The following is a 16,856-nucleotide window of genomic DNA, read 5'->3' on the forward strand; positions in this document are numbered from 1 at the left end:
AGGGTCCCCCTCCTTCTTATTCCTTTAGGGCCTTCTCTACGGCCTTAATGATGTTCTGGTAGCCGGTGCAGCGACATAAGTGGCCGGAGAGTTCCCGTTTAATCTCTTCCCGCGTATACTTTTTACCGCTGTTGGCCATGGCCGTGGCCGTCATAATATAGCCCGGCGTGCAGAAGCCGCACTGGACGGCTCCCTCTTCAATAAAGGCCAGCTGTACCTTGGATAGCTCGCCGTTTTTAGCTATACCCTCGACGGTTATTACCTCTTTACCGTCGGCCCACACGGCCAGGTAGATGCAGGAATCAATAGGGGTGCCGTCGATGAGGACGGTACAAGCACCGCACTCACCCACGCCGCAGCCCTTTTTGACCCCGGTATAGCCCAGGCGGTTGCGTAGCACTTCCAGCAGGGATTCCCGCACGTCTACTTCCAGGGTTACCGGCGAACCGTTGACCGTCAAAGAAATCTTTTTAAGCAATCCCTTCACCCCCCGCTCTGCTAATGGCCGCCCGCAGGGCGCGCCGGGTCAGCTCCGCCACCAGGTGCTCCCGGTATTCTTTCGAGGCCCGCCAGGAAGTCCGGGCCCGGGTCGACTTAACGGCCAGCCGGCCGATGGTCTTCATGGTTTCCGGCGTGACAGCCTTGCCCCGGGCGTAAGCTTCGGCCTCCGGGCAGCGGCGAGGCGTCGGCCCGGCCACCCCCAGGCCGATCCTGACATCAGCCAAAATGTTGCCTTCCCTTAGCCGGCATAACACCGCCACGCCCAAGGTGGCGATGTCCATGGCCTTACGCATGGAGAATTTAATATAACGGCCGCCGTAACCCTGGTAATCCGCCGGAACAATGGTAATGGCCGTTAAGAGTTCACCGGGTTTTAAATCCACTTTACCCGGCCCCAGGTAAAACTCCTGGATGGGAACCACCCGTTCGCCCTGCCGGGACTGTAACTTCAGCCGGGCATTAAGGGCCAAGAGGGTCGGGGCGCTGTCGGCGGAGGTGGCGCCGTTGCAGATATTACCGCCGATAGTAGCTACATTACGGATCTGGGGCCCACCCATGGAGGCGGCGGCTTCCGCTAAGACAGGTATCTGCCCCTGGATTACCGGGTCATTGATTACCTGGGTAAAGGTCGTCAGGGGCCCGATGAGAATAGTGCCGTCCTCCAGTTGCTGGATACCCTGGAGGGATTGGATGCCCCTGATGCTCAACAAGCTGGCCTTTGCCAGTTGGCCGTGGTGCATTTTAATCAGGACGTCAGTACCGCCGGCAATGACGGTTAAGTCGGGATGATCCACCAGCAGGTCCAGGGCTTCGGCTACGGTAGCAGCCTCAAAGTATTCCTCAAAGTTATACATTAATCCTCACCGCCTTCCTGGATTAACCCGGTTTCCTTGAATTTCTCGAAGACTAATTGGGGGTTCAAGGGTAACCGGTTAAAGGCTACCCCCGTAGCGTCCAGAACAGCGTTGCGAATGGCCGGGGCGACGGGTATGGTCGGCGGCTCGCCCAGGGATTTGCAGCCGAAGGGGTGGGTGGGCTCAAAGGTCTCCACAAAATCTACTCCGATCTCTGGGACATCCATAATCGTCGGCAGTTTGTAGTCCAGGAGGTTGTTGTTGAGGGGCCGCCCCGTTTGTTCGTCAAACAGCATCTGCTCGGATAAGGCGTAGCCCAGGCCCATGCTGACACCGCCGTGGACCTGACCCGCAGCCAGCAGGGGGTTGACAATCTTGCCGGAGTCGTGGACGTTATAGATCTCCAGGACCTCGATTTTGCCGGTCTGCAGGTCCACTTCCACCTCGGCAAAAGTGACGCCGAAGACGAAGGCGTTGACCCGGGCGTTGTTGGTGGTATCGCTGGTTATCGGTTCGGCCAGGACCAAATCGTAATAACTCTGGAGGGCGACTTCGGCCAGGGGCATGACTATTTCCCCTGAATGTTTGTAAACGATGTTTTGCTCTTTGATATCTAGGGCGTGGGTGGGGATATCGGTCATCTTCTGGACGAAATCCAGGATCTTCTTTTTGACCTCGGCTGCTGCTTTGGCTACGGCCATGCCGGTGACGTAGGTCTGCCGGGAGGCGTAGGCTCCGGTATCAAAGGGGGAGATATCTGTATCCTGGGTGGAGACTACGTGCACCATGTCAACCGGCAGGCCCAAGGTTTCAGCCACCATCTGGGCGAAGATGGTGTCGGCTCCCTGGCCGATCTCCGTAGCCCCCAGCTGCAACTGCACGGAACCGTCCTGGTTCAGTACAATCCGGGCGCCACCAATCTCCAACCCCACGGGGTAAGTGCCGGAACCGTAGCTGAAGCAGGCCATGCCCAGGCCGTGGCGCTTGTCGCCGGTCTGGTTTTTATACCGCTCTTTCTTCGCATCCCATTTGATAAGCTCCTTACCTTTGGCGATGCACTCGCGGATGCCGCAGCTCCGCACCTTGTTGCCGTTCAGGGGATCGGTATAGCCCTCGGTAACCAGGTTCTTCAGGCGGAACTCAATGGGGTCCAGGTGGAGTTTACGGGCGATATCGTCAAAGTGGCTCTCCACGGCAAAGGTGATCTGGGGCGAGCCGTAGGCCCGCATGGCCCCGGCCACCGGCAGGTTGGTATACACGGTCCGGGGCTCGTATTTGAGGGCCGGCATAGGGTAAAGGATCCGGAACTTGGAACCCCCGGCCATGGCAATGGAATGGCCGTGGGAGGCATAGGCCCCGGTGTTAGAGACGGCTTGGATGTGCATGCCAATCAGCTTGCCATCTTTAGAAACACCCGTCTTCAGTTTAAATTTAAAGGCGTGGCGGGTGCGGGTATCAATCATGCATTCTTCCCGGGATAGCTCCAGCTTGACCGGCCGGCCCCCCACGGCCAGGGTCATGGCCGCAGCTAAAGGTTCTAGACAGGCATCCTGTTTGCTGCCGAAGCCGCCGCCGATATAGGGTTTAATCACCCGTACCCGGCCCCAGGGAATTCCTAAAGCCTGGCCGACGATCCGCCGCACGATATGGGGGATCTGGGTGGAGGTGATAATGACGATGCGGCCGTCGCTGTCGACGTAGGCGATGGAGATATGGTTCTCCAGCTGGCAGTGCTGGACAATACTCGTCTCCAGTTCGTCCTCAAAGATATAATCCGCTTCCTGGAAGGCCGCTTCGACATCGCCGATGGTATAACCGTTGGCGCTGAGGATATTCCGGGGAGCGTCTTCGTGGATTAAAGGCGCGCCTTCTGCCATAGCCGCTTCCGGAGTGAGAAGGGGTTCCAGTTCTTCATACTCGACCTTAATCAACTGCAGGGCTTCTGCTGCTACCAGCTCGTCCCTGGCTACCACAGCGGCTACGGCGTCCCCGACAAAACGGGCTTTATCGGTCAGTATCGTCCGGTCGGCTTTATCCCTGTGCCGCGGGTCCAGGGCATAGGGGTGCCCGGCAGTGGGAAACTTGTTACACGGCACATCGCGATAGGTTAAGACTGCTTCGACGCCGGGCAAAGCCCTGGCTTGGCCGGTGTCAATATTTTTGATGAGGGCGTGGGCGTAAGGGCTCCTCAGTATCTTGCCTACCAGTATGTCCCTGAAACTAAAGTCGCCGGTATATTTGGCCTGGCCAGTAACCTTGGCCGCTGCGTCAACCCTGCTTACGCTCTTCCCTACTACGGCTCCCATACTGTCCCCTCCATTTCTAGCCTGAAAATAGCGTTCTTGCGAATCAGTATGCTACTGTACTGGGGGTGGGGCAGGTCCCCTCCAGGCGCTGGTTGCGCCCTTATACTTGAACGAGCTCCGCAGGCCTCGGGCGCGGCCAAACTCGGCCCTTCGGGCCTCGGACAGGTGGCCGCGCTGTTTCCTCGGCCTGCTCCGCTCTTTGAACTAAGGCTGCAAATGCACCCTCCGGGAACCTGCCCCACCCCTCACCCTCACCCAATATTACAATTTTCATCCTTCTGCTGGTGCCGCCGCGGCGGAATGGGCGTCTAGCTTGGCCCTTTCTTTGCTCCTGCTATAACAGCCGCTGCTTTTTCTACAGCCGTAATAATTTTAGCATAGCCGGTACAGCGGCACAAATTGCCCGCCAGGGCAACCTTGATTGCCTCCCGGTCGGGGTGAGGATTGCTGTCCAGGAGAACCTTGGCGCTCAGGATCATCCCCGGGGTGCAGAAGCCGCACTGGACGGCCCCTTCGGTTATAAAGGCCTCCTGGATAGGGTCCAGTTTGCCGTCTGGTGCGGCCAGGCCCTCGATGGTCAGGACCTCGGCACCCTCCGCCTTAGCGGCCGGTATCAGGCAGGAATTAACTGCCTGGCCGTCCAGGAGCACGGTACAGGCGCCGCACTCTCCCTTACCGCACCCTTCTTTGGTACCGGTAAGGCCCAGATACTCACGCAGTAGTTCCAACAGGGTGATATCCGCCGGGGCTTCGACCCGGTATTCCTGGCCGTTGACCTTCAAGTTGAACAGGCGCATGATTGCTCCCCCCATATAAAGAAACCAGCTGACCGCCCTCCTCGTAGCTGGGTGATTCCGGTCACCTGGTAGAAACCCCCGATCCCATTACCGGGGATATACGAGTCTGTTTATATAATTCGCCGTTGGCTCATTTAATCCTGCTAACTATTCTACTTTTTTATTCAGTAACTTTGTAGTTTGAGCGCCGAACAGACCTGATGTAGGTAAAACTGGATTTGGATTTAACCCGGTACTAGCCGATGCCGCCCCTTTTCTGGCAGGATGCTAACATTCCCGTTCCAGGGTGACGACCACCCGGCTCTTAGCGTCGGGGCAGGCGATAGTCATCCGGCCGTTTTCTTCCCAGGGGAACTTGCCTTCATAAGCCATGGTCATGGCTGCCGGTATGATGGCGTGAATTAGTTCCAGGCAGACGCCGCTAGCCCCTTCCAGCACCAGGCAGGGGTCATTATTGACATAGAAAGTATCCCCGGCCTTAAGGCCACCCGAGCAGGGTTCGGCAACCGTAGCAACAGTAACTTTGATACGTCTCATAGGAATCCCTCTTTTTTAATTTTAAATTTTAAATCTGATGATCTCTGATGGGACCGGCCTCGTCCAGGCCGAGTGCCGCCCTTTTCGTTGCCCAGGCCTCCCGGCCCAAGGTGGTGACCATGGTAGCCTCTGCCACTGCCCGGCCCAGGCCCCGAACGGTACCCATGCCGACTTCATCCTCTGCTGCACCCTTGGCCAGGCCGTCCCGGGTCCAGACCTTGCCGCCGGAATAACAGCCGCCGGTACCGCCGCAGACCAGCATCTCGTGCATGAGGAAGAAATCGATGATGGAGATGAGGGCCGTTTCCTGGCCGCCGTGACGGGTGCCGCCCAGGGTAATGGCGCCGGCGGCCTTGTTACGCAAGGCGCCGGGGTGGACCAGGAAGATGGGTCGCAGGCGGTTAAAACAGGCTGTCAGTTGGGCGGTGATATTCATGTCATAGACCGGGGAGCCGACGATAAAGCCATCCGCCTCCAGGACCAGCTGTTCCAGCTCTTTGACGTCGTCTTCTTTGTAACACATTCTTTTCTCGCGGATACAGCGGTCGCAGTGGGTGCAAAACTGGATTTTTTTCGCCCGCACCGTCCAAAAACGTGTCGTGATACCGGGTATCTCCGCGGCGGCTTTAAGGGCCTCCTGGACGGCGTACTCCGTGGCCCCTTTACGGGGGCTGCCGCTGATACCTAAAATTACCGGCATATTATTTCCCTCCTTCAGAAATGGTGCCCCTAAGGCAGCTTCCCCAGGGCGGCCAGGATCTTTTCCGGCGTAACCGGCAGGTCGTTAAACTCCAAACCCAGGGCGTCGGCCACGGCGTTGACCACCGCCGGCGCCACGGCCACCGTGGCCGCCTCACCGATGCTCTTGGCCCCGAAGGGGCCGTATTCCTCACCCTTTTCCACCAGGATGACCTCTATCGGCGGCATATCAGCCGCCTTAAAAAGGCGGTATTTCTTTAAGGATGGGTTCACGACCCGCCCAGTTGCGGGATCAACCACCAGTTCCTCGCTCAGGCCGTAGCCCAGGCCCATCTGGATGCCGCCTTCAATCTGCCCTTCCACCAAGAGGGGATTGATGGCCCGGCCGACATCGTGGGCGGCCACAAACTTCAACACCCGCACTTTGCCCGTTTCCGTATCTACTTCCACTTCAGCGAAATCTGCCGTGTAGGAACCAGGGCCAAAGACAGAGTGGTAGCTTTCGTAGGCCTTAATCTCCCGCTGGTTCGGACCCTGCTGGGCGGCAATAACGATCTCGCCCAGGCTGACCCTCTTCGCCGGGTTGTCTTTTACATAGACGTAGCCGCCGCCTATATCCAGACCACCGGCCGGTTCCTCCAGCAGGCGCGCCCCTTCTTCCAGAAGTTGCTCCTTGACCTTCTCGGCGGCTTTCTTGGCAGCGTTGCCACCCACCCACGTCACCCGGCTGGCATACGTGCCGACATCCCAGGAAGTCAGCTCGGTATCAGCCTCGACGACTTCAATCTGGTCGAGCTCCAGGCCCAAAACCTCTGCTGCAATCATGCTTAATACCGTGCTGCTGCCCTGGCCGAGATCCTGATTGCCGGTCAGCAAGGTACAGCTGCCGTCCTCATTCATTTTTAAGGCCACCGTCGTCATGTCTACATGGACGCCGTATACGCCGGTGCCGTGAATGCCGGAGGCCACCCCAATCCCCAGGCGGTAACGAGCTGCATAATCCTTCGGCCTGCGTCTCTTCTCCTCCCAGCCGAAACGCGCCGCCCCTTCCTCCAGACAGTCCAGGGGCCGGCAATTGCCCAGGGTCTTGTTAAAGCGGGGGTTTATATCCCCCGGCCGCACCAGGTTCTGGCGGCGGAAATCTACCGGGTCGCGCCCTAATGCCCGGGCGATATGGTCGAGATGGATCTCCCTGGCCGCCATAAGCTGGGGCGAACCGTAACCGCGCATGGCCCCGCCGATAGGGTTGTTGGTGTAGACCGGCAGGGAGGTAATCCGCAGGTTCGGCACCCGGTACAGCTTGAAGGCTTTATCGTTCATCGCCGAGGGTACATTAAGAACACTGGTGGCATAGGCGCCTTTGTCCATAACGGCCTTGATTTCTTGAGCCACCATGGTGCCGTCCTTTTTTAATCCGGTCTTCAGGTAAAAGACGGCAGCATAACGGGTGCGGGTAGAGATCATAACCTCCCTGCGGCTGAGTTCCATACGCACCGGCCGGCCGGTTTTCAGGGCTAACAGGGCCACTACCGGTTCCAAAACCGCTTCCAGCTTGCCGCCGAAGGCTCCGCCTACGGGCGGTTTGATAACCCGCACTTTATTAAGGGGCAATCCCAGAACCTCAGATAAAATAAGACGGGTGGCGAAGATATTCTGGTTGGATGTCCAAACAGTTAATTTACCGTTATTATAGTCGGCCAGAGATGTGTGGGGCTCAATGGCAGCGTGGCTGACCCGGGGCGTAGTAATCCGGTCGGTAAATACCAAGTCGGCAGCGGCCATAGCCCCATCCACATCACCGGCTTCCGCCTTGACGGTAGCCGCCAGGTTGCCGCCGGCATGGATTTCCGGGGCGCCGGGTTGCAGGGCCGCTTCTGGGTCAAAGACGGCTGGCAGTTCTTCATATTCGACCTTGATAAGCTTCAAAGCCCTGGCCGCCGTTTCCTCATCGTCAGCGGCTACGGCCGCCACGCGGTCGCCGACAAAGCGGACCTTCGCGTCAAAGATATACTCATTACGCGGTATATTGTGGCCGGCATAACGCAAAGCACTGTTATAGGGTACCCGGGGAGAGTTTTTATAAGTTACCACGGCCCGCACCCCGGGCAAGGCCTCGGCAGCACCGGTGTCAATGCTTTTAATCCGGGCGTGGGGCACCGGGCTAAAGAGGATCTTGCCGTGAAGCATGTGGGGTAACTCCATGTCCCCCACATAAACCAGACGGCCGGTGGCTTTAGCGACGGCATCGATAACGGGAGTCGGCCTGCCCACCTGCCGCAGGTCGGCTCCGCCATCAGGCAACCTTAATGATCCCACCTGTTGCCATTCGCCGGCAGTACCGCCAGGCTGTACCGTCACCGTCGCGTCCTGTACCCCTTCCCTTGGTACTAACGGTGACGGCGGGTTCTCGCCCCTTAACCGGGCAGCGGCCAGCTGGATGGCCGCGACGATCTTCACATAACCGGTGCAGCGGCAGAGGTTATTATCCAGGGCGGCCCGGATTTCCGCCTCAGTAGGATCGGGGTGGCGATCCAGCAGGGCTTTGGCCGTGATAATCATCCCCGGGGTGCAAAAGCCGCACTGGATAGCACCGGCCTCAACAAAGGCTTGCTGAATGGGATGCAGCTCCCCGCCCTGGCTCAAGCCTTCGATAGTGGTAATCTTTTTACCTACAGCGTTGCGGGCCAGGACACTGCAGGAGTTTACGGCCGCACCGTCAAGGAGCACCTTGCAGGCGCCGCAGTCGCCGGTGACGCAGCCGCATTTGGTCCCCTTCAATTTTAAAACGTCCCGGATAACCCGGAGTAAAGTCCAGTTGGGTTTAACGTCAACCCTATAACTGGCTCCGTTGACATCCAAGGTAATTTCAGGCATTTTCCCACCTCCGGTGAAATCCGTGCTAATTTCAAGGTCATACAATTAAATGTCACTTAAATTTCTTATTCGCTAAAAAGGGTTAAACTCCTGCCACTAAAATTAAAGGGCAGGAAATATTCCTGCCCAAATATAAAAACTGCTGTTATCATAGGTTAACACCGGGTGCTATTTTATAGACCAGCGCGGCGGCACACTCTGGCCACGGCTTTTTTTACTTCTTTACGAACCTCCCAAGCATCAATAGTCTTCAATTCGCCCTTCTCCATGACGATTTTACCGTCAACCATGGTCAGGGTGACGTCTGAGCCTTTAGCCTGGTAGACCAGCTGGGTGTAGACGTTGACGCCATCTGCCGGCTGGGTGTGCAGGCCCTCCAGGGAGACCAGGGCCAGGTCGGCCTTCTTCCCTACCTCCAGGCTGCCGATTTCCTGCTCCAGGCCCATAGCCCGGGCGCCGCCCAGGGTGGCCAGCTCAAAGACCAGGGGCGCCGGCATGGATGTCGGCCCGTGGCGGGGTTTCTGGATCAGGGCCGCCAGGCGCATCTCCATAAAGGCGTCCAGGTTGTTGGCGTTGGGGGCGCCGTCGGCGGCCAGGGAGACTACCGTCCCCCGCTCCAGGAGCTCCGGTACCGGGCAGATGCCGGAGGCCAGCTTTAAATTGGAGGAGGGGCAATGGACGACCCTGGTACCGGTGCGGGCCAGGACCTCCTGCTCTGCTTCGTTAAGCCAGATGCAGTGGACCAGGATGAGGTCCGGCCCGGTGAGGCCGATGTCGTCCAGGTAAAGGACGTTGCGCCGGCCGTGGAGTTTCTCCACCAGTTCGCACTCCCCCCGGTTTTCCGAGGCGTGGGTATGGACCTTGACGCCGTACCGGCGGGCCAGGTCCCGGACCTCCTGCAATAACTCTTCCGTGCAGGAGACTACGAAGCGGGGTTCAAAGGCGTACTGGATGCGGCCGTGGTCATAGCCGTGCCATTTCGCCAGCAGGTCGACGCTCTCTTTTAACGAGGCTGCCGTGGTTTCCTTGAGGCTGGCCGGGACGTCGTCGCCATAGTCCATCATCACCTTGCCGGTCAGGGCGCGGATGCCGCTTTGGGCGATGGCCTCGATGGCGGCGCCGGTATGGTGGACGCTCTCCATGTCGACGATGGTGGTGGTGCCGCTAAGGAAGAGCTCGCCGATGCCCAGGAGGGCGGAGTAATAAATCGATTCGGCGTCGTGGGCGCCCTCCAGGGGCCAGATGCGCAGGCGCAGCCAGTCCAGGAGCTCCAGGTCGTCGGCGCGGCCGCGGAAGAGGGACTGGCAGAGGTGGATATGGGGCTGGATGAGGCCGGGGATCACCAGCTGGCCCCTGGCGTCGATGACCCGGTCGGCGGTGGCTGGTGCCCGGCCGATAGCGGTGATGCGGTCGTTTTCAATGTAGATGTCACCCTGAAGTACCTCCCGCTGGGGGTTCATGGTCACCAGGGTGCCGTTTTTGATGAGGATGCTCATTTTCCCGCTTCCTCCGTTTTACGGTAAGCCTTTAAATATTTGCGACAATAGGGATCACGGCCCAACAGGGCTTCACAGGCGGCAATTGTTACCATCATATATTGATCCAAAGGATCCAGGATAGCGGCATCCAACCCAGCACTAAGTGACATCGCCAGAAACGCCCTGTTAATTATTTGCCGTCCGGGAAGGCCGAAGGAGATATTACTGAGGCCGCAAATGGTGTTTATACCTGGATACTTATCCTTTATCCGGTGAATGGTTTCCAGGGCCATGGCCCCGGCATTATTAGCCGCCCCGATGGCCAGGATCAGGGGATCGATAAAAATCCTTTCCAGGGAGATGCTGTTATCTACCAGATAACAGATTAATAAGTCGGCAATCTCCAGTCGCCGGGCGGTGCTCTCCGGTATACCGGCATCATCCAGGCAAAGGGCCACAATCTTTACCGGGTAGGAGCGGAGAACCGGCAGGAGGGCCTTCCTCTTTTTCTCTTCCAACGAAATCGAATTGATTATCGCTGATCCGTCATAATCCTTCAATATATCCTCCAGAATGTCAGGATTGGCACTATCAAAACAAAGGGGGATTTGAAAATTACTAACGAGGAGATCGCGAAGCCACCTTAAAGCCGGGCCTTCTTCCTCCGCCAAGTGACCGGTGTTGAGGTCCAGGTAATCGGCCCCGGCTTCTATTTGTCGCCTGGCCAGGTTTAAAACAAAATCAACGTCCCGATTAAGAACGGCATTATAAAAGGTTTTTCCCGCAGTATTCATTCTCTCGCCAATTACTAACATCGGCCACCCTCCTGGTGAAAATAAAGGGGTAACCCCCTTGTGCTACCCCTTCCCCGTTTCCGAAAGTTTAGAGACTAAAACATAGGTAACCCCAGGATACGTAGCTCTTTCTTCGTTCCTTCATATAGTTCCACCAGCTCCGGCCGGGGCTCGACGGTAACGGGGTCATAAACCTCGGCAAAGGGCTTGCCCATATTGGGATTTTCCAGGGTTTGTTCATAAACTGGTAGGAGCTTGAGGATAATTTCATTGGCTTCTGGCCGGGACATGCCGACGGCCGCATAGGCGGCTTCGCCCATAAAGCGAGAATCCATACCACAGTAATGGTCGGTGAGGGTCCCCCCGGTACAGCCCGCTCCCTGGATATGCATACCACAGACAGTTCCAACCACAGCGCCTGCGGCCACCTCATAGAATAACTCCCTGGTTCCGGGACCGGAAACGCAGTAGATATCATTGACGGCCAGTATTTGTGCATTCCGGGCTAGAGCCTGGGCGACGACGGCCTGGATCCAGAGACCCCAGCGATCAGTATTATTGCGATAGCGGATGTGGGTGTGGCTGAAGAAGTGATAAGTAGCATCATAGCACACTACCCCTAGCAAGTGGGTGGCAATCGATAAGATGGCTGTGCCCTCCGGCCCGCCGCCGATACCGCCGATCAAGGGACACATCAGATTGACGATATAGGAACCGTAATCATGCAGGTGTTCCACCCTGGCTAACTGATCATAATTAGTTTTTAATTCATTCATCTGGGAAACCAGGCGGCCATCGGAGGGCCTTAAGCCCGTACCGGGATCGCTGGCCGCCATTTTACCGGCACAGGTTAAGGGAGTAGCGGCATCGTTGATATGCATTAGCGGCCGGCTCGCCCGGCGGGCGGCGTCCCTGGCTACGATAGCATCACGCTTGGCCGCCTGCAACTCCAGGGGTGAACCGGGAATTACTTCTTTACCGTCAACGGTAGCTACCGACCCGCCACCCAGGAAGTCGACCACCGGTTCCCGGGCATAACTTAAAAGTATGGCCGGGTAATACTTTTCGCTGCAAGGTGTACCCGTTGGCCCACTGGTAATGGTGGGTCTCTCCGTGTCTTCCACTTTTCTGGCTTGCATGATGCCGGCATCACGCCCCATTCCTAAAACTACTTTCTTGGGAGCGCAACGGACGGCCTGCTCCACCTCGGCGGGGCTAAATTTAATTACCCGGCCGGTATCCATCTGGTAGACGCCCGCCGCTAAAAAGAGTTCCAGCCCGGCTTCCCACAACCTATCCGCCAGGTGATCATCATCGGGAATAATTACTTCTTTACTAAAAACGATATTATACTTCCGGGCCAGGTCCTTGCAGGTTTGGAAGATCAGCCTGTCATAATCGCTTTCTTTCATATAAGGACCGGTCTGGGAGCGTTCCACAAGTTCCGGTAAACGGTTGCGGTTAAAGAGCATCGTTTTCACCCCTTTTTAGCTTAATAAGCGCTGCAGTAATTCCGGCGTTTGCGCAGCATCTTCAACGTAACCGTCGGCGCCGATTTGTAAAGCCCAGTCGGAATTGATACAGCCGCCGCCAACAATTACTTTATATTTGGAGCGTAAATTCATCTCCGTCAAAAGCCTTATGGTATTGCGCGTCACAGGCCGGGTGGTAGTCATAAGCGAGGACATGGCAATAACGGCAGCATTACTTTTTTCCGCTTCCTCAATAAATTTAATGGGCTTCACATCGCGGCCGAGATCAATTACTTTGTAACCAGCAGCGCTAAGAATCGTACCAACAATATTTTTACCAATATCGTGGATATCGCCTTCAACTGTACCTAAAATAACAACCTTTTGGTTATTGCTGCTTCCACCACTACTGGCAATTTTTTCGCTGAGCAAATCAGAGACAGCTTTAGCAGCATCGCCGGCAGCCACCAGTTCCGGCAGGAAGATCTCCATGGTCTGATATTGAGAGCCGACGGTATGCAAAGCCGGTACCAGGACTTCATTAATTATATTTAATGGATTATTACCCTCCGCCAGACCACTACCGGCGGCCGCGACAGCATCCTCCTTTTCACCAGCGATGATAGCTTCGGTGAGTTGTTCAACCCAACTGCCCATTTTGCTCCCTCCAAAGTACTATTTGGGTATATTGCCTGCCACATTATCAACAAACCAGTTCATATTTAGAATTTCCTCGTCGGTAGCTACTTGTCCCTCCTTGAGCTTTAATTGACCAGTGTTGTCTTTCAAAGGACCAGCAAAGATCTTCATCTGGCCATTAATAATCTGCTGGCGTTTTTCTTTAACTAAAGACTGTATCTCGGGGGGCACCAGGTCACTCATAGGACCAATATCAATTACGCCATCCTTAATGCCTCCCCAGAAGTTACTGGTCTGCCACTTATTATCATGTAAAGCCTTTACTTGTTCGACGTAGTAAGGGCCCCAGTTCCAGACTGGTGAAGTAAGATTGGCGCGGGGGGCAAACTGGCGCATATCGTTATTAAAGCCAATCCCATAAACACCATGAGCCTCTGCTGCCTGCTGGGCCGCCGGGCTGTCCTGGTGCTGGGCGATAACATCGCAGCCGACATCGATTAGCGATTCTGCGGCCTGCTTTTCCGCTGCCGGATCATACCAGGTATTCGTCCAGACGACCTTGACCGTAGCTTTAGGATTAACAGCTTTCGCCCCTAGGGCAAGGCCGTTAATGCAGTAAATCATTTCCGATATAGGGTGGGCGGCTACAAAGCCTATTTTGTTGCTCTTGGTCATTTTTCCGGCAATCAGGCCGGTGAGGTAGCTGGCTTCGTATTCGCGACCAAAATAGGTCGCTAAATTGTCCGCCTGTTTTATGCCGGAACAATGCAAAAACTTTATTTTTGGGTACTTGCTCGCCACATTTAGGGCAGCATCCATGTAACCGAAACTGGTAGCAACGATCATTTGATAACCCTTTTCCGCGTACTCCGTCATTACCCGTTCAGCGTCGGCACCCTCCGGGACATTCTCAACAAAGGCTGTTTCTACATATGGTAGTTGTTTCTCCAGATACTTTCTCCCCTGATCCTGGGCAAAATTCCACCCGGCATCACCCACCGGTCCTGTATAAAGGAAACCAACCTTAACCTTTTGTTCCGCATTTTGCTCTGTCTGCTGTTGGTTACTGGTTGCACCCTGTTTTTCCTGGGGCTTCGTCCCACAACCCGCCACAATTAGCACGAGGATTCCCATCAGCACTACCAGAAACAATTTCCGCATTATTTTTTCACCTCCATTTAATTTTTCTCACCTTCCCTTCAGGAAATATATTACCTGCAAGTTCATTCCCTGGAAATGTCTACAGTTGACAAATTAATCACCGGTATTTATCTCTTTTAGACATAGCCAAAATCGTAGTAGCTATATGGATGTTCAAACGTAGTCTGGCATTTGTTAAACAATCCGGGCCAAGAATCTCTCTTATTTTATTGATTCGGTATTTGATGGTGTTGGGGTGCAAAAAAAGGGCCGGGGCGGTTTTTTTGAGGTTACAGTTATGGTCCAGGTAAATTTTTAAAGTAGATAGTAAATCGGTATGATTCTTCCGGTCATAATCTATTAGGTCCTTTAGTAGTAGTTCAGCTACCGTCAAAAAAGAACCCTGACCATTTTCTTCAGTTAAACGGCATGTTAAGGCCACCTGGCGGTAATCATTTACAAATCCAGGTGTAAATAATCTTTCTCCGATCTCCAGGGCTGCTATTGCTTCCTGATAGCTCAGGGATATCTCTGCCAGCCTTTTATAAACCGGACCTATTCCTGCTGCAAAAATGAAGCCAGGATATTTTTGTGAAACCCTTTCTTTTAAGGAAGTGATTAGCTTTCTTGCCCGGGCAATACTTTCGGTTGTCGACCCTTCTGCTTCTTCCCTTATTATCATAACGATACGTTTTTTCAAGGTTGTAATAAAGTCTTCCCGGGGGATTATGGTTTCAATATGCCTGGCGACATACTCTAAACTGTTTGTTGTATTGCTACCACTATCGACCTTTATTACTATAACTATTCCTCTGCGTGGAACAGAAAGTTGTAATTCACCTTCCCTAACCTGCAGCTCATGTTCCGTGATACTTCCCGTTAATATGTTTTTAAAAATTTCTTGTCTGATCCTGGCACCCTTTTCATAAACGTTTTTATCTTTAAGCATATGAAACGAAATGGCTCTGGCAGCGTAGGACATGGTTATGCGATCTAAATCATCGGGTTGACAGTTATGATAAAGGGCTATTAAATAGCCGAAACACTCACCAGCCATCTTTACGGGCGATAATAAAATTGTTGCTTCTGGATGCTCCGTTACGTAAAGATGGGGGGCCGCCCGTCTTTCGCTATCTTTTAAAGGTAAAAAGACCGGCGTCGATCGGCTGATTATATCTACCAGGGATATACCATTCAGTGCCGGGAGTTGTCCCAGAGTCTCATCTTCTTTGCTTAAATATATAATTGGATGCTTGAGCATCTTTTCCAAAATCCTGATCACATTTCTGGGCTCTCCATCATGCAATACTATCCTGGTAAGCTGCTCGTTAATCTGAAGGGCCTGTTTTAATAAAGTATTCTGCCGGTTGATTATTTTCTCCAGCAATGTATAAATAATACTTGCGTACTCCAACCTCTGGGGAAAGACGAAAATGGGAAAATTCAATTCCCGGGCCACATCGATAACCTTGCTCTGCAAGGGAAAGTGAGGCCTAAAGCCGGGGTGAATACCTAAAGCGGTTACCTTCAAAGCATGAAGCTGTTTGATAAGGTTAATTTGCGCCTCGGGTTGATCATAAATAGTATTTAATGTTGACAATAATAGTTCATTGCCCTTAATCCAGATAATCGAATTTAGCAGTTCCTGAACGCAAACAGTTTCAATAACCTTGTTCCTGCCGGTTTCCGTAATGGCAACTAGCTCGACCCCCCTGGGGTGTAATAATTCATAAGCTTCCTGAATGGTAATACCCATGGTATTCCCCCTCCTGATAATGTGGAGAACCTTTAATTGATTACAATTATATACCATCCTGCAGGCTTTTTAGCTTCCTCTTATTAAGCCTCCTAACCTAAATTTTAACGCCGAAAAGAAGCCACCCACTTCTTTGTTAGTGAATGGCTTCTTTACCGGGTGAGCATCATTGCTAGACGCCCGTACTACCAGTAAGTAAGCCAGGGTGATACCCAAAACCGCAGCAATACTGCGAATAGCAGATCCGAGTTCTGAGCTCAACGCAGAGCGCAGGGTTCAGGCAAGCATGTTGTCAATTAATCCGTTCGGTGGTAAAATGTACTAAAGGGAGGAGGAGAAAGGGGTGGCTAGCGTGCCGGAAGAAATAATTCAACAGGAAATAAAAAAAGGGAAAAAAGAAGTCGCCGCCGGGGAAGATAAAGTCGTTGACTTCGGGTCATACTTACTCTTAGAAAAAATAAGCGACTTACAAAGCAACCTGCAAAAGCAGGTAATTGAAGTCAAAGAAAGCCTCCGCCAGGAAATAAAGCAAGAAATCGGCGGCCTGCGCCAGGAGATGAAGCAGGAAATCGGCGTCCTGCACCAGGAAATCGGTGGCTTGCGCCAGGAGATGAAGCAGGAAGTCGGCGGCCTGCACCAGGAAATCGGTGGCTTGCGCCAGGAGATGAAGCAGGAAGTCGGCGGCCTGCGCCAGGAAATGAAAGAAGAAATCAGGCACCTTGATGGAAAATTAAATAATACTATCCTGGCGGCGATAGGCGTGTTTTTCGCGGTGCTGCTTGGTTCAGCCAGTATAGTTTGGACTATATACCATGCAATTCACTGAAGGCCCGTCCTCGAAAACAGGACGGGCCTTACTTTTAGTCGCTTTTAAAGCGAAAGATGTTTAGCAAGAAAAGATGAGGTATTGAGGCATATTTATAACCGTGACAGTGGTACTACAGCGCGCTGTAGTAGTAGTTAACGTAGTGTAAGCCTCGCCTGAAACTGGCGCAGCAAATCCCTATCA

General features: G+C 54.2%; 14 protein-coding genes and 1 riboswitch. Of the genes, 1 reads left to right on the plus strand and 13 read right to left on the minus strand.

Annotated features, from left to right (window positions below):
• Window positions 1-16 precede the first annotated feature (16 nt).
• The 13 genes from xdhC to SDD30_RS10055 form a co-directional block, all read right to left on the minus strand.
• Window positions 17-478, minus strand: a complete 462-nt coding sequence (gene xdhC, locus SDD30_RS09995) for a xanthine dehydrogenase subunit XdhC (RefSeq protein WP_434074776.1) — start codon at window positions 476-478, stop codon at window positions 17-19.
• Entirely contained in the window at window positions 471-1,355 is an 885-nt protein-coding gene (xdhB, locus tag SDD30_RS10000) for a xanthine dehydrogenase FAD-binding subunit XdhB (RefSeq protein WP_434074777.1), read from the minus strand. Before xdhB ends, xdhC begins: the two co-directional genes overlap by 8 nt.
• Window positions 1,355-3,661 carry a xanthine dehydrogenase molybdenum-binding subunit XdhA gene (gene xdhA / locus SDD30_RS10005; protein WP_434074778.1) on the minus strand — a complete coding sequence of 769 codons (2,307 nt, stop codon included), beginning with the start codon at window positions 3,659-3,661 and terminating at the stop codon, window positions 1,355-1,357. Before xdhA ends, xdhB begins: the two co-directional genes overlap by 1 nt.
• 308 nt (window positions 3,662-3,969) lie before the next feature.
• Entirely contained in the window at window positions 3,970-4,458 is a 489-nt protein-coding gene (locus tag SDD30_RS10010) for a (2Fe-2S)-binding protein (protein WP_434074779.1), read from the minus strand.
• A gap of 24 nt (window positions 4,459-4,482) precedes the next feature.
• Window positions 4,483-4,582, minus strand: a riboswitch (purine riboswitch).
• A gap of 143 nt (window positions 4,583-4,725) precedes the next feature.
• Window positions 4,726-4,995 carry a TIGR04076 family protein gene (locus SDD30_RS10015; RefSeq protein ID WP_434074780.1) on the minus strand — a complete coding sequence of 90 codons (270 nt, stop codon included), beginning with the start codon at window positions 4,993-4,995 and terminating at the stop codon, window positions 4,726-4,728.
• Between the two features lie 28 nt (window positions 4,996-5,023).
• Window positions 5,024-5,695, minus strand: a complete 672-nt coding sequence (locus SDD30_RS10020) for a flavodoxin family protein (protein WP_434074781.1) — start codon at window positions 5,693-5,695, stop codon at window positions 5,024-5,026.
• A 29-nt stretch (window positions 5,696-5,724) separates the two neighbouring features.
• Window positions 5,725-8,568 carry a molybdopterin-dependent oxidoreductase gene (locus tag SDD30_RS10025; RefSeq protein WP_434074782.1) on the minus strand — a complete coding sequence of 948 codons (2,844 nt, stop codon included), beginning with the start codon at window positions 8,566-8,568 and terminating at the stop codon, window positions 5,725-5,727.
• Window positions 8,569-8,741: 173 nt separating this feature from the next.
• Entirely contained in the window at window positions 8,742-10,064 is a 1,323-nt protein-coding gene (locus SDD30_RS10030) for a 5'-deoxyadenosine deaminase (protein ID WP_434074783.1), read from the minus strand.
• A complete protein-coding gene (locus SDD30_RS10035) occupies window positions 10,061-10,861 on the minus strand; it encodes a dihydropteroate synthase (RefSeq protein WP_434074784.1) in 801 nt (266 codons plus the stop codon). The genes SDD30_RS10030 and SDD30_RS10035 overlap by 4 nt, the downstream gene beginning before the upstream one ends.
• Window positions 10,862-10,935: 74 nt before the next feature.
• Window positions 10,936-12,312, minus strand: coding sequence for a monomethylamine:corrinoid methyltransferase (locus tag SDD30_RS10040; protein WP_434074785.1), 1,377 nt, complete (start codon window positions 12,310-12,312; stop codon window positions 10,936-10,938).
• A gap of 15 nt (window positions 12,313-12,327) precedes the next feature.
• Window positions 12,328-12,969: a cobalamin B12-binding domain-containing protein gene (locus tag SDD30_RS10045; RefSeq protein ID WP_434074786.1), complete on the minus strand. Its 642-nt coding sequence runs from the start codon at window positions 12,967-12,969 to the stop codon at window positions 12,328-12,330.
• A gap of 18 nt (window positions 12,970-12,987) precedes the next feature.
• Entirely contained in the window at window positions 12,988-14,112 is a 1,125-nt protein-coding gene (locus tag SDD30_RS10050; RefSeq protein ID WP_434074787.1) for a BMP family ABC transporter substrate-binding protein, read from the minus strand.
• 97 nt (window positions 14,113-14,209) lie between these two features.
• Window positions 14,210-15,847 (minus strand): PucR family transcriptional regulator, encoded by a 1,638-nt coding sequence (locus SDD30_RS10055; RefSeq protein WP_434074788.1) that lies wholly within the window; start codon window positions 15,845-15,847, stop codon window positions 14,210-14,212.
• A gap of 343 nt (window positions 15,848-16,190) precedes the next feature.
• On the opposite strand from SDD30_RS10055, the gene SDD30_RS10060 reads away from it, so the two are divergent.
• Window positions 16,191-16,673, plus strand: a complete 483-nt coding sequence (locus SDD30_RS10060) for a hypothetical protein (RefSeq protein WP_434074789.1) — start codon at window positions 16,191-16,193, stop codon at window positions 16,671-16,673.
• Window positions 16,674-16,856: the final 183 nt, after the last annotated feature.

Origin of the sequence: Moorella naiadis (nom. illeg.), from assembly GCF_051020825.1 — a bacterium.
Taxonomy (GTDB): Bacteria; Bacillota; DSM-521; order Neomoorellales; family Neomoorellaceae; genus Neomoorella; species Neomoorella naiadis.